The organism is Pseudomonas sp. FW305-25 (assembly GCF_017351415.1).
Taxonomy (GTDB): Bacteria; Pseudomonadota; Gammaproteobacteria; order Pseudomonadales; family Pseudomonadaceae; genus Aquipseudomonas; species Aquipseudomonas chlororaphis.
Map to the genome: position 1 here is coordinate 22,840 of NZ_JACNDE010000040.1, position 23,596 is coordinate 46,435.

Annotated in this window: 14 protein-coding genes; 7 read left to right on the plus strand and 7 right to left on the minus strand. The window is 64.3% G+C overall.

What is annotated here, in order from left to right:
* Positions 1-6: 6 nt before the first annotated feature.
* Positions 7-1,371, minus strand: a complete 1,365-nt coding sequence (locus tag J4E58_RS26975) for an APC family permease (protein ID WP_009044076.1) — start codon at positions 1,369-1,371, stop codon at positions 7-9.
* A gap of 231 nt (positions 1,372-1,602) precedes the next feature.
* Between J4E58_RS26975 and J4E58_RS26980 the strand changes: the two genes are divergently transcribed.
* Positions 1,603-2,406, plus strand: a complete 804-nt coding sequence (locus J4E58_RS26980; protein WP_087090785.1) for a helix-turn-helix transcriptional regulator — start codon at positions 1,603-1,605, stop codon at positions 2,404-2,406.
* 7 nt (positions 2,407-2,413) lie between these two features.
* On the opposite strand, the gene feaR is transcribed toward J4E58_RS26980, so the two are convergent.
* From feaR to J4E58_RS27000, 4 genes are all read right to left on the minus strand, one after another.
* A complete protein-coding gene (gene feaR / locus J4E58_RS26985; protein ID WP_087090783.1) occupies positions 2,414-3,352 on the minus strand; it encodes a transcriptional regulator FeaR in 939 nt (312 codons plus the stop codon).
* Between the two features lie 148 nt (positions 3,353-3,500).
* On the minus strand, positions 3,501-4,094 hold the full coding sequence (locus J4E58_RS26990) for a DUF3156 family protein (RefSeq protein ID WP_219735349.1): 594 nt from the start codon (positions 4,092-4,094) through the stop codon (positions 3,501-3,503).
* The gene (locus J4E58_RS26995; protein ID WP_085530724.1) at positions 4,060-5,589 is read right to left on the minus strand and encodes an APC family permease; all 1,530 of its coding nucleotides are present in this window, start codon (positions 5,587-5,589) and stop codon (positions 4,060-4,062) included. The genes J4E58_RS26990 and J4E58_RS26995 overlap by 35 nt, the downstream gene beginning before the upstream one ends.
* A gap of 215 nt (positions 5,590-5,804) precedes the next feature.
* On the minus strand, positions 5,805-7,292 hold the full coding sequence (locus J4E58_RS27000; protein WP_087090779.1) for an aldehyde dehydrogenase: 1,488 nt from the start codon (positions 7,290-7,292) through the stop codon (positions 5,805-5,807).
* Between the two features lie 435 nt (positions 7,293-7,727).
* Here J4E58_RS27000 and J4E58_RS27005 point away from each other — a divergent pair, with 435 nt between their 5' ends.
* The 6 genes from J4E58_RS27005 (at position 7,728) to J4E58_RS27030 (ending at position 14,976) form a co-directional block, all read left to right on the plus strand.
* A complete protein-coding gene (locus tag J4E58_RS27005) occupies positions 7,728-9,059 on the plus strand; it encodes an aspartate aminotransferase family protein (protein WP_087090777.1) in 1,332 nt (443 codons plus the stop codon).
* 424 nt (positions 9,060-9,483) lie between these two features.
* Positions 9,484-10,161: a LuxR C-terminal-related transcriptional regulator gene (locus J4E58_RS27010; protein ID WP_087090775.1), complete on the plus strand. Its 678-nt coding sequence runs from the start codon at positions 9,484-9,486 to the stop codon at positions 10,159-10,161.
* A gap of 91 nt (positions 10,162-10,252) precedes the next feature.
* Positions 10,253-11,068, plus strand: a complete 816-nt coding sequence (locus J4E58_RS27015; RefSeq protein ID WP_087090773.1) for a molybdenum cofactor biosynthesis F family protein — start codon at positions 10,253-10,255, stop codon at positions 11,066-11,068.
* 318 nt (positions 11,069-11,386) lie between these two features.
* Positions 11,387-12,769 carry an aspartate aminotransferase family protein gene (locus J4E58_RS27020; RefSeq protein WP_087090771.1) on the plus strand — a complete coding sequence of 461 codons (1,383 nt, stop codon included), beginning with the start codon at positions 11,387-11,389 and terminating at the stop codon, positions 12,767-12,769.
* Positions 12,766-13,530, plus strand: a complete 765-nt coding sequence (locus J4E58_RS27025; RefSeq protein WP_087090769.1) for an SDR family oxidoreductase — start codon at positions 12,766-12,768, stop codon at positions 13,528-13,530. Before J4E58_RS27020 ends, J4E58_RS27025 begins: the two co-directional genes overlap by 4 nt.
* 243 nt (positions 13,531-13,773) lie before the next feature.
* Positions 13,774-14,976, plus strand: coding sequence for a CynX/NimT family MFS transporter (locus J4E58_RS27030; RefSeq protein WP_087090767.1), 1,203 nt, complete (start codon positions 13,774-13,776; stop codon positions 14,974-14,976).
* 67 nt (positions 14,977-15,043) lie between these two features.
* Here the strand turns inward: J4E58_RS27030 and J4E58_RS27035 are convergent, their stop codons facing one another.
* Together J4E58_RS27035 and J4E58_RS27040 are read right to left on the minus strand one after the other, a co-directional pair.
* Positions 15,044-15,940: a hypothetical protein gene (locus J4E58_RS27035; protein ID WP_143481886.1), complete on the minus strand. Its 897-nt coding sequence runs from the start codon at positions 15,938-15,940 to the stop codon at positions 15,044-15,046.
* A 52-nt stretch (positions 15,941-15,992) separates the two neighbouring features.
* Positions 15,993-23,423, minus strand: coding sequence for a YadA-like family protein (locus J4E58_RS27040; RefSeq protein WP_102673007.1), 7,431 nt, complete (start codon positions 23,421-23,423; stop codon positions 15,993-15,995).
* Between the last annotated feature and the right edge of the window lie 173 nt (positions 23,424-23,596).

The window sequence follows — 23,596 nt, forward strand, 5'->3', positions numbered from 1 at the left end:
TTCTCCTTAGAGTTTCTGGAACGCCGGGCTGAACCGGCCGTTGGTGCCATACAGGATCACCGACAGCGCCAGCAGGCCGACGATCACCATGATGTCCCTGAGCGAAGCGTCCAGGAACAGATTGAACAACAGATACCCGGCGCCGATCACCGCCAGCAGCGCCGGCAACGGCCACAGCGGCATGCGGTACGGGTGGGCGCGGTCGCGCAGCAGCACCCGGCTCATCAGCGCGCTGAGGGCGACGATCAGGTACACCAGCATGATCAGCAGCACGCTGAACGAGGTCAGGTCGGCCAGGTTCGAGCTGAAACTGAGCACCGCCGAGGGAATGGCCAGGAACAGCGTGGCCAGCCACGGCGAGTCCCAGCGCGGATGAATCCGCGTGAACAGACGGTTGATGCCCGGCGTCCACAAGGCATCGCGGCCGCTGGAGAACACTACCCGGCCAATCTGGATCACGATGGCGACGATGGCGTTGAACACCGAGAGGAAGATCCCGGCGCTGACCACTCGCGACAGGGTTTCGTTGCCGTGGCTGGTGAGCAGGTAGCCGATGGGGTCGGGACTTTCGAGCATGGCGCTGAGGGACGGCGCGCCGATCAATAGCGCGGTCAACGGCACCAGTTCGATGATCACCACCAGCACCAGCGACCAGAGCACCGCCTTGTGCACGCCCTGCCCCTTGCATTTCATGTCTTCGGCCAACAGCACCGCCGGGCCGTAACCGTTGTAGGAAAACAGGCCGATGCCCACCGCGCCGATCACCAGGGCCCAGGGCGCCATGTGCAGCACGCCGTTTTCGACGATCTGCGGTTGCAGCAGGATGCTCGCCGGCTGCGAGGCATTGCCAAAGCCCAGGAACACGATCACCAGCAACGCGGCAATTTCCAGCAGCAGGCAGGTGCCGGTGATCCAGGCATTCAGCTTGATGTTGAGGATGCCCAGCGCATAGCTGCAGATAACGATCACCAGGGCCACGGTCTGCGAATCGAAGCGCGTGCCCAGGGCATTGTTCAGGTAAGTCGCCGCGCCGGTGGCCAGCACCGGCGGGATGAACAGCAACATCACCAGTACCGTGAGAAAGGTCGCGTACCCGGCCATGCCGCCGAACACCCGCTTGGCGTACACATACTCGCCGCCGGCGCTGTTGTGGGCGCGGCCCAGTTCGGCGTAGCAGAAGGCGAACATCAGCGCCAGCAGCCCCGCCATGACAAAGGCCAGGAACACCCCGCTGCCGGCCTGGTGAATGGCGAACGGGGCGATGACGAAGACCGAACTGGCCGGGGTCACGCCCGACACGGTAATGGCCACCACATCGAACACGCTCAGCGTGGGTTTCAGGGCGCCTTGCGGCGCGCAGGGAGAGCTCATGTCGTTATCCTCGTGGTTATTTTTGGTTTGAGGCAGAAACGAAGAACGTCGGGTGGATGCGCTCTGGGGCGCACTTGATGGAGGCCACTTTAGGCAGCCGGGGGTACAGGGCCAATTCCCCTATTGGAGTACTCCCCCTTGACGTCGCCGGGCAAATCGCCGAAACCTTGCTGCCACCTGGCGAGAAAGCAACCCGCCAGACCACAGCGGCATCGACGCGGAGCCACCTATTTGATCACTCTGTTCAGGGAAATCGGCATGCATGCCGGACTCGGCCGCACCCTCTCGCAGATCGGCGGCGAGCGCTTCTGGAAGCAACTGGTGCTGTTGCTGCACCAGGCCTTGCCGTTCGATAACGCCCTGGCGATCTTCTACCCGCGCAACGGCCTGCCCATCGCCCTCGAGGAATACGACGCCGAGCCCTCGGACAAGCCGGCGTCGATGCTCACCTACCTCAATGGCCTGTACCTGCTGGACCCGTTTTTCCAGGCCTGCCGCGAGGGTTATCCCAACGGCCTGTACCGCCTGGAGGAAGTGGCGCCGGACCATTTCCGCCAGACCGAGTACTTCTCCAGCTACTTCCACGACAACGTGCTGGAGGACGAACTGCAGTTCATCCTGCAGATCCCGGAGACCGGCACCCTGTCCCTGTCGCTGGGCATGCAGCGACCGTTCAGCGCCGAGGAGATCGGCCAGCTCACCACCTTCTCGGCCTGGGTCCTGCCGTTGATGCAGCAGCATTGGCAGCAAAGTCACCAACGCCCGTCAGCGCCCGCCGCGGAAGAAATGGCCAGCCAGATCCGCGACGCCCTGAGCCATTTCGGCTGCGGCGTGCTGTCGGATCGGGAAGTGGAAATCGCCCGGCTGATCCTGCGTGGGTTCTCCTCCAAGGCCATGGCCGAGCGGCTGAAGATCTCGCCGGACACCATCAAGGTGCACCGGCGCCATCTCTACGCCAAGCTGGACATCTCCTCACAGCCGGAGCTGTTCTCGCTGTTCATCCAGTCCCTGGGGCACGACCTGGAAAACCCCTGAGGGCTGCTCAGGCGTTCAGCGAACGGGCGCGGTAATCCCGCGGCGACTGCTCGAAATGCTTCTTGAAGGTACGGCTGAAGTGCGCCGAGTCGGTGAACCCCCACTTGAAGGCAATCTCGGTGATCGACGCGTGGCGCAGGCGCGGGTTGCTCAGGTCCGCCGCGCTGCGGTCGAGGCGCGCGCGCTGGATGAAACGGCAGACGCTGTCGCCCTGCTCTTCGAACAGCCGGTACAGCTGGCGCACCGAGATATTCATCTGGCTGGCCAGTGACACCGGGGTCAGGCTGGGCTCGGTGAGGGATTGGTTGATCAACTGCCGGGCCTGGCTGCGCAGGCAACCGCCGTGCTGGTTGTCGTAGCCGTCGAGATGGGCGCCGGGCGTCTGGCGCAGGGTCGGGCCGAGCAAGGCGATCAGCGCTTCCTGCAACGCCTGGCCTTCCTGCGGGTCGGCGCAACCTGGCAACGGCTCGCCGCAGATCTGTTCCACCAGCAGGCGCATCAAGCGGCCACTGGCGCACTGCTGCGAGAGCTTGCCGAACTTGCGCTGCTGCGCCGGCAGATGGCGATACACCTCGTCGCGGGACAGGTGCAGGGAGGCATGTTCGATCAGCCCGTGGGGGACGATTTCGCAGGCCCCGGCGGAGTCCAGCAAGGCCATTTCCCCCGGTGCCAGTTCGATGCACTCGCCGCCCTGGCTGATCTGGGCATGGCCGCTGCGCTGCATGATCAGGAAACAGTGCCGGTCGTCTTCATGATCGACGCTGGTGCCTTTGCGCGAGATCAGTCCGGCATTGGTGCGGATCTGCGCCACCTCGAGGCCGGCGTAGTCGCGCAAGCCGACTTCGCCGATGAACAACGCCGAGTTCAACGCCTGGCGGGCGTCGAAGCGACCGCAAACCTCCTGTAATGCGCCGATCCAGGAACCGAAACTTTGCGAAGCAAGCACTGTGCACCTCCAGAAGCCGGCTGAGACCGCCTTTGTTGTTATGGCGATATCATTAACATGTTATCTATTTGCCGGGCAAGGAAGCGCGGCGCAATGGATAGTCCGTTATAGCCTAAGCACGGGTTGTGCCAGCACGGGTGGGAATAGTTCAGTGATCGCGCAACAGTGAATCCAGGCGCTTGAATGTTGCCAGCAAGGCGCCGCGTTGCTCGGCGCTCAGGCGGATATAACGGCGGAAGCCGGGCAGCCGGTTGACCACCTCGCTGGCGCCGAAATGCTCCAGGCGCACCCGCCAGCCCTGCTCGTCGCGCTGCAATTGCAGGCGCTTGAAGTCCAGCGGCAGCAACGCCGCCAGTAGCTGCGGGTCGCTGTGCAAGTGCTGCAACAGCCCCGCCCACTCATCCTGCGCGCCCTGCTTCAGGCCGGCGGCGACGCCCTGGCGGCGGATCGCGCCGGTATGGCGAATGTCGATCTGTGCCTGCGGCCCCGGCGAACCGGGAACCCGCAGGCGAAACTCGCAAACCACCAGGTGCATCAGGAACTGCGCCTGTGGCAGCTCCTCGACCTCGAAGTCCAAACCCTCCTCGGTCCAGGTGAACCGCACCAGCCCGGGGGCCTGCGGCGCACAGTCGAGCCCCGGCAGGTCGCGACGCAACTGGTTCAGGGTCACCCCCGGGCGATAGCCCGAGGGTGGCCGCCGCCAGAACTCAGAGAGGTTTTGCCGCCAGCTTGTACTGCTCATCGGGCTTGGCTCCAGGCAGGGTCTGCGCTTGGGTTTCAGTGGGGGATTGCAGGTTGAAGGCGTTTTCCAGCACCTCCTCCACCGGCACCGGGCGGAACGGGTTGACCTTCTGCACGAAGACCGTCCAGACCAGCGCATAGATCGCCGTCAGGCCGAGCATGCTGCCAAAGGGCACGTAGATGTCCCGCGGGTTCATGCCCGGCGGTGTGATGAACCACATGCCCAGGAGGATGCCGATGGACGAGACGATCTGCGGCAGCGGGAACCAGGGCGACTTGTAGGCCCGCGGCAGGTCCGGGCGCCGGATGCGCAGCACCACCACCGCCAGGGTCACCAGCAGGTAGGCGGTGCTCCAGGCACAGACCGCGGCCAGCACCAGGTGCATGATGTTGTCGGTGCTGCCGCCCAGCCACCAGGCGTGCAGGCATGGGATCAATACCGCCACGGCGATGCACAGCAGCGGCGTCTTGAAGCGCGGGTGCAGGTAGGTGAAGGCCTTGGGCAGCGCGCCGTCCAGCGCCATGCCGTAGAGGATGCGCGGCAATCCGGCCATCAGCGTGTTGATGGTCGCCGCCCCGGCGAACAGCAGGCCGACGCCCAGCCAGATCCGCCCGTAGGGCCCCATCACCTGCTCGGCGAACTGCGGGATGGCCATGGGCGTGTCCAACAGGTGCACGCTGCCGTCTTCGCTCAGCGCGATGTTCGCCACCTGGCGTTTCATCGCCGCGCCATAGATGAACATGCAGGTGGCTACCCCCACCAGGCCCAGGGCCATGGCCCGGGGAATGGTTTTCGCTGCCTTGCGCACCTCCGGCGTCAGCGGGGTGACGAACTCGCACCCGACGAACATGAACATGGCCATGCCCACCAGCGAGAGGATGGTGGTCAGGTCGGTGCCGACCATCGACTCGCCGAACCAGCCGCTCAGTTCCACCGCCGGCGCCTTGAACACCCCGACCACGCCGAAGATGATCAGGGTGGTCCACATGCCGAAAGTCAGGATCACCTCGGCGCGGCTGAACGCGGTGATGCCCACGGCGTTCAGCAGGCCGAAGAAGATCACCAGCCCGACACCCACCAGCCAGGCGCTGCCGCTCTGTTCCAGCAGGGTGTTGAGGGACTCGAAGTTCACCAGGGCCATGACGCCGCTGAGGATGGTTTCCGCCGTGCCGGCGAACACATGCACGATCAGGTAGGCGGAGATGGTCCCGGTGATCGCGAAGAAGCGTCCCAGGCCGCAGGCCAGGTAGTCGTACACCGAGCCGGTGGTGGGGATCATGCAGGCTGCTTCGGCGAAGGTCGTCGATTGCGCGAGCATCATCAGCATGGCGATCAGCATGGCCGCGGCGAACGCCCCGCCGCCGATGCCGAAGCCGGTGGTGGCGGTGAGGATCACCGGGCTGGCCATGATCAGGCCGACGGCGCTGGCCAGGGCCGTGGGAAAGCCGACCACGCCCTGGTTCAGGTGGCGGGTGAGTCTGTCGTTGAAAGACATGGTGCTGGACCTCGAAAGCATGGGTGATGTTGTTGTTCTAGGCATTTCAAGGGCACGCCGGGCGGGCGTGTTTTACCTGGCTGTCTGCGCAGCCTGGCCGGTTGCATCCGACTGTAGCCGCTGCCGCAGGCTGCGATAAGGCCGAAGGCCTTCGGCGACCTTAAGTACGCCACGGCCGTTCCGGCCGATCGCAGCCTGCGGCAGCGGCTACGGGATCAGAACGCGATGCACACCGACTTGTTCTCGGTATACGCCTCTATCGCCGAGTGGCCCATCTCGCGGCCGATGCCCGATTGCTTGTAGCCGCCAAACGGCATCGACGGGTCGAGCATATTGTGGGTGTTGACCCAGACCGTACCGGCCTTGATCCGCGGGATCAGGTCCATGACCTTCGCCAGGTCGTTGGACCAGATGCTCGCCCCCAGCCCGTACTGATTGTCGTTGGCCAGCGCCACCACCTCGTCGATTTCGTCGAATGGCGTGGCCACCACCACCGGGCCGAAGATTTCCTCGCGCACCACCTGCATGCCCGCGTGCACGTCGGCCAATACCGTCGGGCGCACGTAGAAACCCTGCTCGCCATAGGCGACCCCGCCGCACAGCACCCGGGCGCCGTCGGCCACGCCCTGGCCGATCATGTCCAGCACGCGCTTCTGCTGCTTGGCGGAAATCAGCGGGTTGATCTGCGCCTGTTCGTCGAGCCCGGGGCCGATGCTCAGGGAGCCGGCGATGGCCGACAAACGCTCCAGCACCTGGTCGAAGATCGCCCGCTGGATATACAGGCGCGAACCGGCGGTGCAGACCTGGCCCTGGTTGAAGAAGATCGCCCCGGCGGCACCGGCGGCCGCGGCCTGCGGGTCGCAGTCGTCGAGCACGATCACCGGCGACTTGCCGCCCAGTTCCAGGGAAAACCGGGTCATGTTGTCCACCGCCGCATGGCCGATGACCTTGCCGATCTGGGTCGAGCCGGTGAAGGCCAGCTTGTCGATGCCTTTGTGCTCGGCCAGGGCAGCACCGGCCTGGGCGCCGCTGCCGGTGACCACGTTGACCACCCCCGGGGCGATCCCGGCGTCCAGGCACAACTGGCCCAGGCGCAAGGCGGTCAGCGGGGTTTCGTCGGCCGGCTTGAGCACCACGGTGCAGCCGCAGGCCAGGGCCGGGACGATTTTCCAGATGGCCATCAACAAAGGGAAATTCCACGGCACGATGGCGCCGACCACGCCCACCGGCTCCGGCACCGTGTAGGCACGGTACCGCGCGCCCGGAACGGCGGCGATGGACAGGTCCAGGCTCTTGCCTTCGATCTTGGTCGCCCAGCCTGCCATGTAGCGGGTGAACTCGGCGGCGGCGCCGACTTCCAGGGCCCGGGCCAGGTGGATCGACTGGCCGTTGTTGAGGGTTTCCAACTGCGCCAGCTCTTCGCCGTGCGCTTCCAGCAGATCGGCCAGCTTCAACAGCAGGCGCTCGCGATCCGCCGGACGCTGCGCCGCCCAGGGGCCCTCGAAGGCCCGTCGCGCGGCGGCCACGGCCAGGTCGATATCGGCGTCTGCACCGGCGGCGACGCGGGTCAGTTCTTCGCCGGTGGCCGGGTTGAACACCGGCATCTGCGCGCCGGACAAGGCCGGCTGGCTGCGCCCGTCGATCAACAGGCCGTGCTGGCTGTCGATAAAGGCGGCGACACGTGGGTCGATGGCAATACTCATGGGCAATCCTCGCTAGTTGGCCTCATGGATCGAACTCTGAGACCAATGCCGGCCAGCGTCTTGATCCTGGCTGCCGCAAAACTTGCCACTGGCTGCCAGGGAACCGCGACACACGCTTTTGCCGCCGCTGGCGCGTCTATCCAGATAAACCGCGGACTCAGTATTTGCGGTTGCTTCGCAACCGTTCGCAGCCTCGCGGGCTCGGCAGCGGCTACAAAAACACCGCGTGCCCGGTAGCCGCTGGCGCAGCCTGCGATCGGCGGCGCAGCCGTCGCCAAGCCTGCGAACGCATTTTTACAGGCAGATCGGCAATGCGCGGGACGCCGGGTCGATGGCAGTGGCGGTCAAATGCCTGGCACACAGAGGCAAGCAGGCATCCGGCAAAGGGCGCACTACTATGTCCCACGCTGTCTGTGCGTTTTCAGGAGATTCAACGTGAGCGAACCAAGCCGTTTCTGGCATCCCATGCTGCACCCCAACGAAATGCAACAACGCGAGCCGATCCGCATTGTCCGTGGCGATGGCTGCTACGTGTACGACGACCAGGGCCACCAGCTGGTGGATGGCGTCGCCGGGTTGTGGAACGTCAACGTCGGCCACAACCGCAAGGAAGTGAAGACGGCGATCACCGCCCAGCTGGATGAACTGGAATACTTCCAGCTGTTCGACGGCGTCAGCCATCCGCGCGCCGAAGAGCTGTCGCGGGTGGTGATGAACCTGCTGGAGCCCGAGGGCATGCGCCGCGTGGCCTTCAGCTCCGGCGGCTCGGATGCCATCGAAACCGCGCTGAAACTGGCCCGCCAGTACTGGAAGCTCGAAGGCCAGGCCGACCGCACCAAGTTCATCTCGCTGCGCCAGGGCTACCACGGCACCCACTTCGGCGGTGCTTCGGTCAACGGCAACACGGTATTCCGGCGCAACTACGAGCCCCTGCTGCCCGGCTGCTTCCACGTCGATACCCCGTGGCTGTACCGCAACCCCTACAGCCAGGACCCGGAAGAGCTCGGCAAGATCTGCGCCGACCTGCTCGAGCGGGAAATCCAGTTCCAGAGCCCCGACACCGTCGCGGCCTTTATCGCCGAGCCGATCCAGGGCGCTGGCGGCGTGATAGTGCCGCCGGCCAACTACTGGCCGCTGATCCGCGAGGTCTGCGACAAGTACGGCGTGCTGCTGATCGCCGACGAAGTAGTGACCGGCTTCGGCCGCAGCGGCTCGATGTTCGGCAGCCGCCTGTGGGGCGTGAAGCCCGACATCATGTGCCTGGCCAAGGGCATCACCTCCGGCTACATCCCGCTGGGCGCCACGGTGGTCAACGAACGGATCGAGTCGGCGTTCAGCAAAAACGCCAACTTCACTGGCGCGATCATGCACGGCTACACCTACTCCGGGCACCCGGTGGCCTGCGCGGCGGCCCTGGCCAGCCTCGACATCGTGGTCAAGGAAGACTTGCCAGCCAACGCCGCGAAGATGGGCGACTACATGCTGAACAAGCTGCTGCCGTTCGCCGAGCGCTTCGACAGCGTCGGTGAAGTGCGCGGCAAGGGCCTGATGATCGCCCTCGACCTGGTAGCTAACAAAACCACCCGCGAGCCGATCGACCCCATGGGCGGCTATGCCAACCAGGTGGCGCAGATCGCCCGCGACAACGGGGTGATGGTGCGTCCGGTGGGGACCAAGATCATCCTGTCGCCGCCGCTGGTGATCCAGCCGCCGCAGATCGACGCCATAGTCACTGCCCTGGAGCTGGGTTTCACCCAGGCCCGTTGAGCCTGACGCCGCAGCCTTGAAGCCTGGACCGCGCTGGAGCCGATATCAGCGCGGTCTGCGTGATAGCGGGAAGCCCCTGCGGGGCTTTTCGCAGCCTACGGCAGCGGCTACAAGGAACGCGGTGTCTACGTAGCTGCTGCTGAGCTCGCGAGGCTGCGATCGGCAACGCAGTTGCCGCAAAACCTGGGCTCGCGATCTGTCTGAAATACCGTGGCATCAGGTTTGGCGCCCGCTACGCGGTCGTTCGCAGCCTGCGGCAGCGGCTACAAGGAGCGCGGTGTCCGTGTAGCCGCTGCTGAGCCCGCGAGGCTGCGATCGGCAACGCAGTGGCCGCAAAACCTGGGCTCGCGATCTGTCTGAAATACCGTGGCATCAGAGGGTTACGGCCCTCTTTACCGGCCGTTCATGAAGAGGGAGCTATCCCATGCATACGCCAACCGCCCAGCCGGATGCCCAACAGCTTGGCCAACGCTGCATCAGCGCCTTTACCCGGGTGGTGCCGGCGACCCTGTGCGCCTTCTACCGCATTGACGCGCAGCTACAGGCCGAGCATTTCTCGCTGTACCACATGAGCCCGCAGATGCATGAGGCCTACCTGCAACGCTACCGGCACTACGACCCGCTGCGGCCGCGCAACTGCGTGGCGGCGGGCCGCCCGGTGCTGTCGCTGCACATGGGCATGGCCCAGCAGGGGCGGCATGAAACCGAGGTCTACCAGGGTTTCCTGCAACGCCATGGGGTGCTGGATGTGGTGGAAATCCTCGCGCGCAATGCCGATGGCAGCCCAATCGCCGGCCTGTCCCTGCTGCGCGATGCCAGCCTGGGCCCGTTCCGGCCAGACGAGCTGAGCACCCTGCAGGCGCTGCAAGGCCTGTTGGAAATCGCCGCCCAGGCACCCTATTCGCGCCACGACGAACGCCTGCAGCCCCTTACTCCCCGGGAACGGCAGATCGCCTTACTGCTGCGCGACGGCGCCTGCAACAAGACCATCGCCCAACAGCTGGCGCTGGGCCTGCCGACGGTCAAGACCCACCTGATCAACCTGTTCCGCAAGGTCGGGGTGAACAACCGCACCGAACTGGTGAGCGCGCTGTTCCTGTAAAAAACCGCCGCGCCTCAACCATTCGGTTGATGGGCAACAACGGCTTGCGCGATGAACATGAGGTTCTCCTTCATCGACAAGGTCCGCCCTCATGAACCTGCAACCCGAATGGATTACCGTTGGCGCCCTGGCCGAAGGCTTTGCCGCCGATAACCATATCCTGCCCAGCCTGGATGACCTCAACGGCCGCAGCCTGACCCTGCATTTCGCCAATGGCTGGCGCATCGAACACCTTTTCGGCTCACGGTCGCTGCATTGGCAGGACACTGAAAGCCAAGCCAGCGGCGAGACAACTTATCGAGCCACCTCAATACGTTCCGGCATTTACCTGGTGGACTTTCTCAAGTCGGAGAACCACCAGATCCACTCGGTAAGCCTGATCCTCGACCTGGGCCGGAACATCTTCACCGCGGTGATCGGGCAGATGCCGAGCCAGGCCGAAACCCGAGTCGACCTGTTCAGCCGTGCCCTGTCCGGCCGCGAGCTGACCAGCGTCCAGGCCCAGTTCATCCACGGCAGCATCGACACGCCACTGACCGCCAGCAGCCCGCAACACGCGCTGACCGAAGAGCTGGTCGGCCTGCGCAATCAGTACGTCTACAGCGCCACCGAGGCCTACGAGCACGTCTACCTGAACCGCAACTTCTACAGCTGGCAGTGCCTCAAGGGCGTCGAGCAGGGCCTGGCGGACACCGACCGCTGCCATTACTACAAGCTCGCCGAACAGTTGTACCTGTTCGTCTGGCGCGAAAAGATCGTGCCGACCCTGGGCCTGGTGCTGATCGACCTGCAAGCGGGCAGGACCGACGGCAAGATCTTCGGCTACCAGGGCAGCGACTTCGCCGCGCCCAGCAATTTCCCGGTGGGCGCCCTCGCCCATGTGCTGAACCGCACCGCGTATGTCTGATGCAGACCTGTAGCCGCTGCCGAGCGACAGCGAGGCTGCGTTCGATCCGGGCGGCACTGCGACGCAGCGGTCGCGATCCGGGCACCACGTTCCGCCTGACACACCGCAAGCGCAGGTTTCGCGGCAACTGCGTTGCCGATCGCAGCCTCGCGTTGCTCGGCAGCGGCTACCCAGACACTTGTTCCTGTAGCCGCTGGCGCAGCCTGCGATCGGCTGCGTAGCAGACGCTGCCTTTACGGCCCTTGGGGCCGATCACAGCCTTCGCCAGCGGCTACAAAAAACCTGTCAGCGACAACCCTCTATCCCAGGACTTCGACCATGACCCTCGGCCTCAACCTCGATCGCGTCGCCAGCTGTTACCAATCCGAGCTGCAACTGTTCGCCGAACGCCATCCGCGTTCCGCCGGCTTCTACCGGGAAAACCTCAAGCACTGGCTGTACGGCGCGCCTTTGCACTGGATGCAGCAATGGCCGGGGCTGTACCCGATCCTGGTGGCCGACGCCCAGGGCGCGACGCTGACCGACTGCGACGGCAACCGCTACGTCGACTTCGCCCTGGGCGACACCGGCGCCATGTTCGGCCATGGCCAGCCCGCCGTGGCCGAGGCCATCGCGCATCAGGCCCGGCACGGCTCGACCCTGATGCTGCCCACCGCCGACAGCCTGTGGGTCGGCCAGGAACTGGTGCGGCGCTTCGGCCTGCCGTTCTGGCAAGTCACCACCTCGGCCACCGACGCCAACCGCTTTGTGCTGCGCCTGTGCCGGATGATCACCGGCCGGGAGAAAGTGCTGGTGTTCAACTGCAACTACCACGGCAGCGTCGACGAGTCTCAGGTCGAATTCGACGCCAGCGGTCAGATGATTCCCCGCGAAGGCGTGCACGCCAATGGCCTGCGACACGACGCCACCACCCGGCTGGTGGAGTTCAACGACCTGCCAGCGCTGGAAGCGGCGCTGGCCCACGGCGACGTGGCCGCGGTACTGACCGAGCCCTTCATGACCAACGTCGGCATGGTCCCGCCCGCCCCCGGCTTCCACGACGGCCTGCGCGAACTGACCCGGCGTTTCGTTGTGCCGCTGATCATCGACGAAACCCACACCATCTCCTGCGGCCCCGCCGGCTACAGCGGCGAACACGGCCTGCAACCGGACTTCTTCGTACTCGGCAAGTGCATCGCCGGCGGCATCCCCACCGCGGTGTGGGGCGCCAGCCAGGCCATGGCCGAGCGCATCTGGCAGGTACTGCCGCATTTCCAGCCCGGCCAGGCGATCAACCACTTCGGCTTCGGCGGCACCCTGGCCGGCAACGCCCTGCAGATGGCCGCCATGCGCGCCACCTTCAGCGAGGTCATGAGCGCGGCCAACTACGCGCACATGATTGCCCTGGCCGAACGCCTGCGGACCGGGGTCCAGGCGCTGATCGCCAAGCATCGCCTGCCCTGGCACGTGACGCGGATCGGCGCCCGGGTCGAATACCTGTTCATGGACCACGCGCCGCGCAACGGCGGCGAAGCCCACCATGCTCGTCATGGCCTGATCGAGGCCTACCTGCATCTCTACCTGCTCAACCGCGGGGTGTTGCTGACCCCGTTCCACAACATGGCGCTGATCTGCCCGGCGGCCACCACCGACGACGTCGACCTGCACAACCGCCTGCTGGACGAATGCCTGGGCACCGTCACTCAAGGAGAACATCCATGATCCTCGACCTCAGCGGCCGTATCGCCCTGGTCACCGGCTCCGGCCAGGGCATTGGCCGCGCCATCGCGCAAGTCTTCGCCGCCCAGGGCGCCAAGGTGCTGCTCGCCACTCGCAGCGAAGCCTCGGGCGCCGAAACCCTGCGCCTGATCCGTGAAGCCGGCGGCAGCGCCGAGCTGCTGGTCGTGGACCTGAGCACCCGGGCCGCGGCCAACCAGGCGGTGGCCGCCACGCTCAGGGCCTTTGGCGGGCTGGACCTGCTGATCCACAACGCCGCGGTGTTCCCGATGGAAAACCTGCGCGACCTGAGGGATGAAATCCTCGAGTCGACCCTGGCGGTGAACCTCAAGAGCTGTTTCTGGCTGACCCAGGCGGCGCTGCCGGCGTTGTGCCGGGCCGAGCATCCGCGCATCGTCATCACCTCCTCGGTGACCGGGCCGCGCACGGCGATTCCCGGGCTGTCCCACTACGCCGCGTCCAAGGCCGGGGTCAACGGTTTCATCCGCGCGGCGGCCCTGGAACTGGCCGAACACCGGGTCACCGTCAATGGCGTCGAACCCGGGCTGATCGCCACCCAGGCCATGGCCAACCTCGGCGACTCCCCGGCCCTGGCCGCCAGCATCCCGCTCAAGCGCCTGGGCAGCCCACAGGACATCGCCCACGCCATGCTGTTCCTGGCGTCCGAGCAGGCCGGCTATATCACCGGGCAGACCCTGATCGTCGATGGCGGCGCCCTGCTGCCGGAGAATACGCAGCTCATCTGACGGCAGACGCCCTCCCTCACCCACGGCGCCCCACCGGGCGCCGCCACGCCAACCCCGACAGCACCGTTCGCCTGGCTCCTTCGTCCAGCGAGATCAACGGCTCAATGGTGCTATGGGTAGAACGCTGCATCCCGTTTTTACCGATTGACTTGAAGTTAACTTTAACTTTTAGAGTCGGCTCCGACCCATTGGCGCGCCTCACCCCGGCGATCCTCGCCCGCCCGCCTGCTTTCGGAGAAGCCCATGACCTCAACCAAGCCCGACACCCTCAGCTACGCCGTCGCCGATACCGGGTATTGGCCCGCCGTGTTCAACGTGCTGTTTGCCGGCATTGCCGCGGCGCTGCATATCGGCAAGGCCACCATCGCCCTGCCGCAGCTGCAGCAGGAATTCGGCCGGCCCCTGGAGTCCCTGAGCTGGATCATGTCGGCCTTCCCCTTTATCGGGGTGTTCGGCGGCATCGCCGCCGGCATCCTCGTGCAGCGCTGGGGCGACCGCTACCTGTTGGCCCTCGGCCTGCTGATCATGTGCGCCGCCAGCGCGCTGGGCTCCAGCCTGCACGACTTCCATGGGCTGCTGGCCACGCGCTTTGTCGAAGGCCTGGGCTTCGTCATCGTGGTGGTCGCGGCGCCGGCAGTGCTCAATCGCCTGGTCCCGGCGCACAAACGCCACCTGGCGTTCGGCATCTGGAGCACCTTCATGGCGTTCGGTATCGGCACCTCGATGCTTATCGGGCCGCTGCTGGGCGGCTGGCAACAGAGCTGGATCGCCGGCGCGGCCTTGACCCTGCTGGCGGCGCTGCTGTTGCCGTTGACCACGCCCAGGGACCCGCTGGCGCTGCGCCGCCAGGCGCAATCCGCTTTGCGCCACTCGCTGAGCAGCGTGCTGCGCGCCCGCCAGCCGCTGCTGATGGCGCTGATTTTCACCGCCTACAACCTGCAGTTCTTCGCGGTGATGGCCTTCCTGCCCGTGTTCCTGATGCAGCGGGTCGGGCTGTCGATCGCCAGCGCCGGGGTGGTCAGCGCCGCGGTGGTGGCGGTCAATATCGTCGGCAACCTCAGCGCCGGCCTGCTGCTGTCACGGGGCGTCCGCCCACAAGCCCTGCTCGCCGGCACCAGTATCGTCATGGGGCTTTTCGGGATGGGGATCTTTCTTTCGGTCACGCCGACCGGCCTGGTAATCCCTTTGTGTTTCTTCTTTTGCGCGGTGGCCGGCATGCTGCCCGCCACCCTTCTCGCCAGCACCTCGCTGACCTCGCCGGAACCCGCGCTGATCCCGCTGTGCCTGGGCCTGGTGATGCAAGGCAACTATCTGGGCCAGGTGCTCGCGCCCATCGCCCTGAGCGCCGCCGTCGCCTATGCCGGCTGGTCCGCCCCGGCGGCGCTGGTGCTGGCCGCCGCAGTGCTAGGGGTGGTGCTGGCGATGCGCCTGAAGATAAAGCAATAAAAACGCCGCTCCCCGACGGCGGTCGCCAGATCGGGGAGCGGTGGCCTTGATATGTGTCATCCCGCCTTCACTGGATAGAGGTGGTCAGTTGCGGCGCAGGCGATGTCAGCAACCCTTTGACGGCCGCCGAGAAACACTCCACCTGCAGCGGGTATTCCTGCCCCATCAACCGGCCTTTGCCATACCAGACGATACCGCCCTGACTCAGGACCAGACCGTTGCGGCCGAACTCGAATACGCTGCCGACGGAACTGCTGAAGACGAAGCGGCTGTCGTCCATTTGCAGCAGCTTGTACTGCGTGTTCGCGGGCGGCAGTTGCTCCTTGATGCGCTGCAGGTAAGTCGGGGCCAGACGGGTAAACAACTGCCCGGCCTGTTCACGGTATTGCGGTATCGTCAGACCTGGACTGCGTTGCAACTCGACGGCGATCAAGGCGAATACATCGGCGTTGGCACGCGCCACGGCCAACTTGGCCGACAGCGCCGACGCCAGCAAAGCGTTATCAATCTGCAACGACGATTTCTCTGGCTGGCCGTTGGCGGCGGGTTCGGTGATGGGGCGCATGAACTCGGCCACATTGACAGTCGACAGTACCGTCGTCGCCAGATACGCCGCACAGGCCGAAGCTTGCCCAGGCTGATCAGCATTGACCAACAACGAGTACGGACTGCCCTGTCGAGGCAACGTCTGCGCGTCGATCCCCTGCTGCTTGAGAAAGGCGTTGACCTGTTCCTGTTTCACTTCGCCTCGCGCCAACGCGCAAAGCTGTTCCATCATGAGTGTTTTACGCGGCTCGTCGAACCTGGGCGACAGCTGGAAAATCGCGTCCTGTATTACGGGTAGCGCGGGAACGCGCAACCAGATTCGCGGGGTATCCGTCGGCTTGTCTGCCAGGAATCTGTCGTAACCGGCCAGCGCCACCAGCATGATCAGGAGAGCGACGGAAATGGATTTCATGTTCATGGTTTTTTGCCCGAAAAAGTTGGATTAAGACTGCACAAGACCCATCTGCGGATCACCACTGATAACCGATCCCCACCGCCACCCCCACTTTGCGCTGGGTATCCGTACTGCCCTGCAACTTGGTCACCCACCGGCCATTGCCGGACATATGCGATACACCGAAAGCGAGCGACGACTGACCGCGGTAACTGCTTACCGCCGCCACTGTCATGCTGGAACCCGGAGAGTACGACTGCGGCAGACTGGCCATGGCCATCGCACCGGCAATCCCCGCACTGAGAATTTCGTCTTGCTGCTTGAGGTCGTTTTTCAGCTCCCTATAGCGCTGGTCGGTGTAGGCATTGGCACTGGTGGTGATGTCCGCCACGCTTTGGGTCAACTGGTCGAGGTTCACCGCATCCGTGCCGTGGGTACCCGCCGCGAGGTTGGTGATCTGCCGCTCATTGCCAGTGCTGCCGACCGACACGCTGCTGTCGCGATCCGCCACCGAGTTGGCACCCAGTGCCGTGGCATTCCTGGCCGAAGCCTTGGCCCCGTTACCCAGGGCAACCGAGTTTTCCCCACTGGCCTGAGACCCTGTGCCGACCGCCGCGCTGTTTTTGCCCGAAGCCACCGCCCCCGCCCCCCCGGCGATCGAGTCGACACCTGTGGCTTTCGGTTTGGCCGCCGCGCTGCGGTTGTTCACCTGGAACATGCCGTCGGTCCCCTTCTTGATGTTGGAGACATCGTCTTCGACGGCGATAATGCGGCCCTCCTGCTGACCTGCATTCGCCCCCAGATTGGCAATCGAGTCGTCCGTGTATTGCTTGGCTTCAGCCACCGCACCGTCGAGTTGGCGCACGTTGACCGCATCCTTGGCGTCCTTGCCGTCGGCAACGTTGCTGACCGTTCGGGTTTCACCGGTGGTGGCATTGCCCACCGACACCGTGCCCGCAGTCGCGTTATTCGCCCCCGAATACTTGCCGCTGTAGGTTTCTGCGCCGCGACCGTCATCGCTGGAACCGCTGCCCACCGCGACGCTGCCATCGGCGGACGCCGTAGCACTGGTGCCCATCGCCACCGAACCATTGCCCGAGGCCTGGGCCTGGGCACCCAACGCCATGGCGTCAGTGCCGGTGGCGGCGGAGTCGGCCTTGGTCGAGTTGACGTGCAGATACTTGATGCCACCGCCCGCGCCGATCAGGGTTTCAAGCCCTCCGACCCGACCGCCGAGGTTAGTGATGTCCGTGGTGTTCTGATCCACCTGATCGCCGACCACTTTCAGTTGAGCCACGTTGACCGCATCGTTGTCCTGCGAGCCAGCCGCCAGCCCGGTGAGCTTGCGATTGCCCAGTGCCGTGCCGATGCCGATCTCACCGACTGAGGTCTGCGGTGCTGCCAGTCGATAGGCGCTGTAATCCGTCTCGGCGCCGACCGTGGTCAGCGCACTCGAACCCAGCGCCACGCTCATGGCGTGGCTGGCATTGGCCCCGGCGCCCAACGCAACCGATTGCTCCGCCGCTGCCTGAGCCGCGCTGCCCACAGCGATGCCGGACGCCAGTAACACCTGGGTATCGCGACCGATGGCGATGCCACCGGCGGCGGCCTGACCGACCTTGGCCTGATTGCCAAGACCAATGCCGTTGTCGCCATTGACCACGGTGCCCGGACCGACAGCGATCGACTCCGCGCCGCTGGCGAGCGAGTCCACCGGGTTCGTCGAATTGGCGTGGAAGTACAGGGTGCCGGTTGAGCTCAACGAGCCCATCGCACCGGTCAGTTGACGCAGGGTCACGGCATCGTGATCGTCGGTGGCGTCCGCCACGTTGGTGATTTGCCGGTAGCTGCCGGCCTTGCCCACCGAAACCGAGCCAAGCAAGGTGGCATCCGAAGTGTCGTAGATGATCGCCCCGCTGCCGGCTGCAATCGACCCTGTCGTCGGCGCCAGGACACGGTCGGCAACCGAACCTTCACCCAGTGCGATACCACCCGCCACCTGAGCCTGGCTCAGATGCCCCAGCGCGAGACCGCCATCAGCCGTCACATTGGCACCCGAACCGACGGCGAACGAATGGGCGCCGGCGGCAATGGACTGTGGCCCGATGGCAACGCTGTCCAGACCTGTGGCTTGCGAGTCGGCCAGTACCGAGTTGCTGTGGAAGTACTTGATGCCCGCACCGTTGTTGACGAGGTTGTCGACGGTTTGGTTGGTCGCGAACAGCTGGCTGCCATTCACGGCATCGGTGCTGCTGGCGTTCAAGGTTCCGGCCGCGACGTTGGTCAACTTTACTGCGGTGCCTGCCGGGTTGAAGGTCACCTGATTTTTAGTCGCGGCATCGTCATATTTCACCGCCACGGCTGCCGTGTTGGTCACGCTGGTGTTGAGGTTGCTCAGTGCCGCGCCGACGTTGTTGCTGACCAGCGGGCCGGTGTTGGCACCGGTTGCGCTGATGCTATTGGTGGAATAACTGGGCGCTGTCCATACGCCGGTGGTTGCATCAAGTGCTGCACCGCCGCCCAGAGCGGTCGCCGTGTCCTGCCCTGCTTTATTCAGTTGGCTGACATTGACGGCATCGGTCGCGCTGGAACCGGCGGCCAGGCCAGTAATACGACGACCATCAGCGCCATTGGCGATGTTCACTTCACCACCTGTCGCGGCGCCACCGACGCCGTAAGCCGCATTGGCCAATGTCGCGCCCGTGGCGGACGAGTTGGAGCCCAGCGCCACAGCATTGGCAACGGTCGCGCTCGCGAGTGGGCCGATGGCTACGCTGTCCAGACCTGTGGCTTGCGAGTCGGCCAGTACCGAATTGCTGTGGAAATACTTGATGCCGGCACCGTTGTTGACGAGGTTGTCGACGGTCTGGTTGGTCGCGAACAGCTGCGAGCCATTCACCGCGTCGGTGCTGGTAGCGTTCAAGGTTCCGGCCGCGACATTGGTCAACTTGACCGCCGTACCCGCCGGGTTGAAGGTCACCTGGGTTTTAGTCGCGGCATCGTCGTATTTCACCGCCACGGCAGCGGTGTTGGTCAGGCTGGTGTTGAGGTTGGTCAGCGCTGCACCGACGTTGTTGCTGACCAAAGGCCCGGTGTTGCTGCCTGTCGCGTCGATGCTGTTAGTGGAGTAACTGGGCGCCGTCCATACGCCAGTGGCTGGATCGAGTTGTGCGCCGCCGCCCAGAGCTATTGCTGCGCTTTGGCCGATCAGATTGAGCTGACTGACGTTGACCGCATCCGTCGGACTGGAACCGGCGGCAAGACCGGTAATGCGACGGCCGTCGGCGCCGTTGGCAATGTTCACTTCGCCCCCCGTCGCCGCCCCGCCGACACCATAAGCCGCATTGGCCAGTGTCGCGCCCGTGGCGGACGAGCCAGATCCCAGAGCAACACTGTTATCGACACCGGCCGTGGCGCCATTGCCCAACGCAACGCTGTTGATGCCCCCGGAAACAGCGGCCGGCCCCATTGCCACGCTGTCCTGGCCGGTAGCACTGCTATCGGCGAGGGTCGAGTTGCTGTGGAAATACTTGATCCCAGCACCGTTGTTGACGAGGTTGTCGACGGTCTGGTTGGTCGCGAACAGCTGCGAACCGTTCACGGCGTCGGTGCTGGTGGCATTCAAGGTTCCGGCCGCGACATTGGTCAACTTCACCGAGCTACCCGCCGGATTGAAGGTCACCTGATTTTTAGTCGTGACATCGTCGTATTTCACCGCCACAGCCGCCGTGTTGGTCACGCTGGTATTGAGGTTGGTCAGCGCTGCTCCGACGTTGTTGCTGACCAGCGGGCCGGTGTTGCTGCCGGTCACGCTGATGCTGTTGGTCGAATAACTCGGCGCCGTCCATGCACCGGTGTTCGAATCAAGCGCTGCACCGCCGCCCAGGGCGGTCGCGGTGTCTAGGCCTGCTTTGTTCAGTTGGCTGACGTTGACGGCATCGGTCGCGCTGGAACCGGCGGCAAGGCCAGTAATACGACGACCATCGGCGCCGTTGGCGATGTTCACTTCACCACCTGTCGCCGCACCGCCAACACCATAAGCCGCATTGGCCAAAGTTGTGCCAGTGGCGGACGAATTGGAGCCGAGAGCCACACCATTGGCAACGGTCGCACTCGCGAGTGGGCCGATGGCCACGCTGTCCTGACCCGTCGCGCTGCTGTCAGCGAGGGTCGAATTGCCGTGGAAATACTTGATCCCAGCGCCGTTGTTGACGAGGTTGTCGACGGTCTGGTTGGTTGCGAACAGCTGCGAGCCGTTCACCGCGTCGGTGCTGGTGCTGTTCAAGTTACCGGCCGCGACATTGGCCAGCTTCACCGCGGTACCCGCTGGGTTGAAGGTCACCTGGGTCTTGGTGGAAGCATCGTCGTACTTCACCGCCACGGCAGCGGTGTTGGTCACGCTGATGTTGAGGTCGCTCAGTGCCGCGCCGACGTTGTTGCTGACCAGCGGGCCAGCGTTGCTGCCGGTCACGCCGATGCTGTTGGTCGAATAACTCGGTGCCGTCCACACACCGGTGGCTGGATCGAGTTGAGCACCACCGCCCAAAGCCAGTGCCGCGCTTTGCCCGATCAGATTGAGCTGGCTGACGTTCACCGCATCCGTTGCGCTGGAACCGGCGGCAAGACCGGTGATGCGACGGCCATCAGCGCCATTGGCGATGTTCACTTCACCACCCGTCGCGGCGCCACCGACGCCGTAAGCCGCGTTGGCCAACGTTGTGCCTGTAGCGGACGAGTTGGAGCCCAGCGCCACACCATTGGCAACGGTCGCGCTCGCGAGCGGGCCGATGGCTACGCTGTCCTGGCCGCTCGCGGTGCTGTCGGCGAGAACTGAATTACTGTGGAAATACTTGATGCCGGCACCGTTGTTGACGAGGTTGTCGACGGTCTGGTTGGTGGCGAACAGTTGCGAGCCGTTAACTGCATCGGTGCTAGCGCTGTTCAACGCACCGGCTGCGACATTGGTCAACTTCACCGCCGTGCCCGCCGGGTTGAAGGTCACCTGGGTTTTGGTGGAAGCATCGTCGTACTTCACCGCCACATCCGCCGTGTTGGTCACGCTGGTGTTGAGATTGCTCAGCGCTGCACCGACGTCGCTGCTGACCAATGGGCCGGTGTTGGCACCGGTTGCGCTGATGCTGTTGGTCGAATAACTCGGTGCCGTCCATGCCCCGGTTGTCGCGTTGACCGCCGCACCGCCACCCAATGCCGCTGCTGTGTCCTGGCTGCTCGCAAACAACTGGCTGCCATTCACCGCGTCAGTGCTGGTGGCGCTCAAGGCACCCACCGCGACATTGGTCAACTTCACCGCCGTGCCCGCCGGGTTGAAGGTCACCTGAGTTTTGGTGGAAGCATCGTCGTACTTCACCGCCACAGCAGCGGTGTTGGTCACGCTGGTGTTGAGGTCGCTCAGTGCCGCGCCAACGTTGTTGCTGACCAATGGACCGGTGTTGGCACCGGTTGCGCCGATGCTGTTGGTGGAATAGCTGGGGGCTGTCCATGCTCCGGTGGTCGCATCAAGTGCTGCGCCGCCGCCCAGGGCGATCGCGGTATCTTGGCCTGCTTTGTTCAGTTGGTTGACATTGACTGCGTCTGTCGCCGAACTGCCGGCCGCCAAACCGGTGATGCGCCGGCCATCAGCGCCGTTGGCGATGTTCACTTCACCACCTGTCGCCGCCCCGCCGACACCATAAGCCGCGTTGGCCAATGTCGCGCCCGTGGCGGACGAGTTGGAGCCGAGCGCCACACCATTGGCAATGGTCGCGCTCGCGAGCGGGCCGATGGCCACGCTGTCCTGGCCCGTCGCGGTGCTGTCGGCGAGAACCGAATTGCTGTGGAAATACTTGATGCCGGCACCGTTGTTGACGATGTTGTCGACGGTCTGGTTGGTCGCGAACAATTGCGAGCCGTTCACCGCGTCGGTGCTGGTAGCGTTCAAGGCACCGGCCGCGACATTGGTCAACTTCACCGCTGTGCCCGCCGGGTTGAAAGTCACCTGAGCTTTAGTCGTCGCATCGTCGTATTTCACCGCCACAGCCGCCGTGTTGGTCACGCTGGTATTGAGGTTGGTCAGTGCTGCGCCAACGTCATTGCTGATCAGCGGGCCAGTGTTGCTGCCGGTCACGCTGATACTGTTGGTGGAATAACTCGGCGCCGTCCACGCACCGGTTGTCGAGTTGACCGCCGCGCCGCCACCCAGGGCCGCCGCAGTGTTCTGGCTGCTCGCAAACAACTGCGAACCATTCACCGCGTCGGTACTGGTGGCGTTCAAGGTTCCAGCCGCGACATTGGTCAACTTGACCGCCGTACCCGCCGGGTTGAAGGTCACCTGATTCTTCGTCGCGGCATCGTCGTACTTCACCGCCACGGCTGCCGTGTTGGTCACGCTGGTGTTGAGATTGGTCAGCGCTGCACCGACGTTGTTGCTGACCAATGGGCCGGTGTTGGCACCGGTCGCGTTGATGCTGTTGGTCGAATAGCTCGGCGCCGTCCATGCACCGGTTATCGCGTTGACCGCCGCGCCACCGCCCAGGGCCGTTGCCGTGTCCTGGCCAGTTTTATTCAGTTGGCTGACATTGACAGCGTCAGTCGCATTGGCTCCGGCGGCAAGACCGGTAATACGACGACCGCTGGCGCCGTTGGCGATGTTCACTTCACCGCCCGCCGTCGCCGAGCCACCGACACCATAAGCGAGAGTACTCAGCGTGGAGCCGGTGGCTGATGAGTTCGAACCCAGTGCCACGCTATTGGCGACGGTCGCGGATGCCAACTGCCCGATTGCAACAGCGGAACTGGCAGCAGCCGCCACCGTTGATTCGGCACCAAGAGCGATGGAATTTTTCGCTCCGGCCTGGGCTCCGCGGGTTGTATTACTCCCGATGGCAATAGCACCTTCGTCGGACGCAGTGGTGGAGTTGGCCACAGTAAGCGATGCAGTGCCGGCAGAGTTGGCGGCCGAACCACCGATGGCCACGCTATTGACCCCCTGCGCATTGCTACCGTACCCCACAGCAGTACTTGAGATACCCGATGCAACGGTATTCAATCCCAATGCCGTACCCCACTTCACGGAGCTGGCAAAAAAGCCGAACGCCGATCCGCCTTCTCCCGTAACTTTGCCAAAAGCCCCAAAAACAGTGGCCGCACTGACGCTCCCACCGTTAGCACTGCAACCGGCAATACTCGAATAAGTACCAGCGTTGCCCGTTGCATCAGCAGTACTACCAGGATCAGTTATTCGGCCTACGTCATTGTGACCACTTGGACCGCAAGCACTATTTGGTATAAAGAGGGATGCATGCCCTGACTCAGACCATCCGAGGGTCAGACTTAACCCCACCGCCAATACACTCAGCGTATGCGTGCAGCCCTGTATAGCGATAAGTGGTTTAAAACCAACTTCCTGCCGCCCTATCGTGCCACACCTGGTCTTTTTATCAGCAAGTTCTGACGCTACTACCCAGCAGCGTAACGACGTGTTCCAGACAACCGAAAATATTCTATTCATCACTCAACTGGCATTGAGCCAACCTCCGAAATCTGCGTCATCCATGGCGTGATGACTTCCGCCTTTAATTCGATTACGGATACAGAACCTCGCCGACAAACATCGAATCCCGTCCGTAAACGGCGAGAATCGAACTTCGCTTGACGTAGCGAACAGGCATCACAATGGAATCA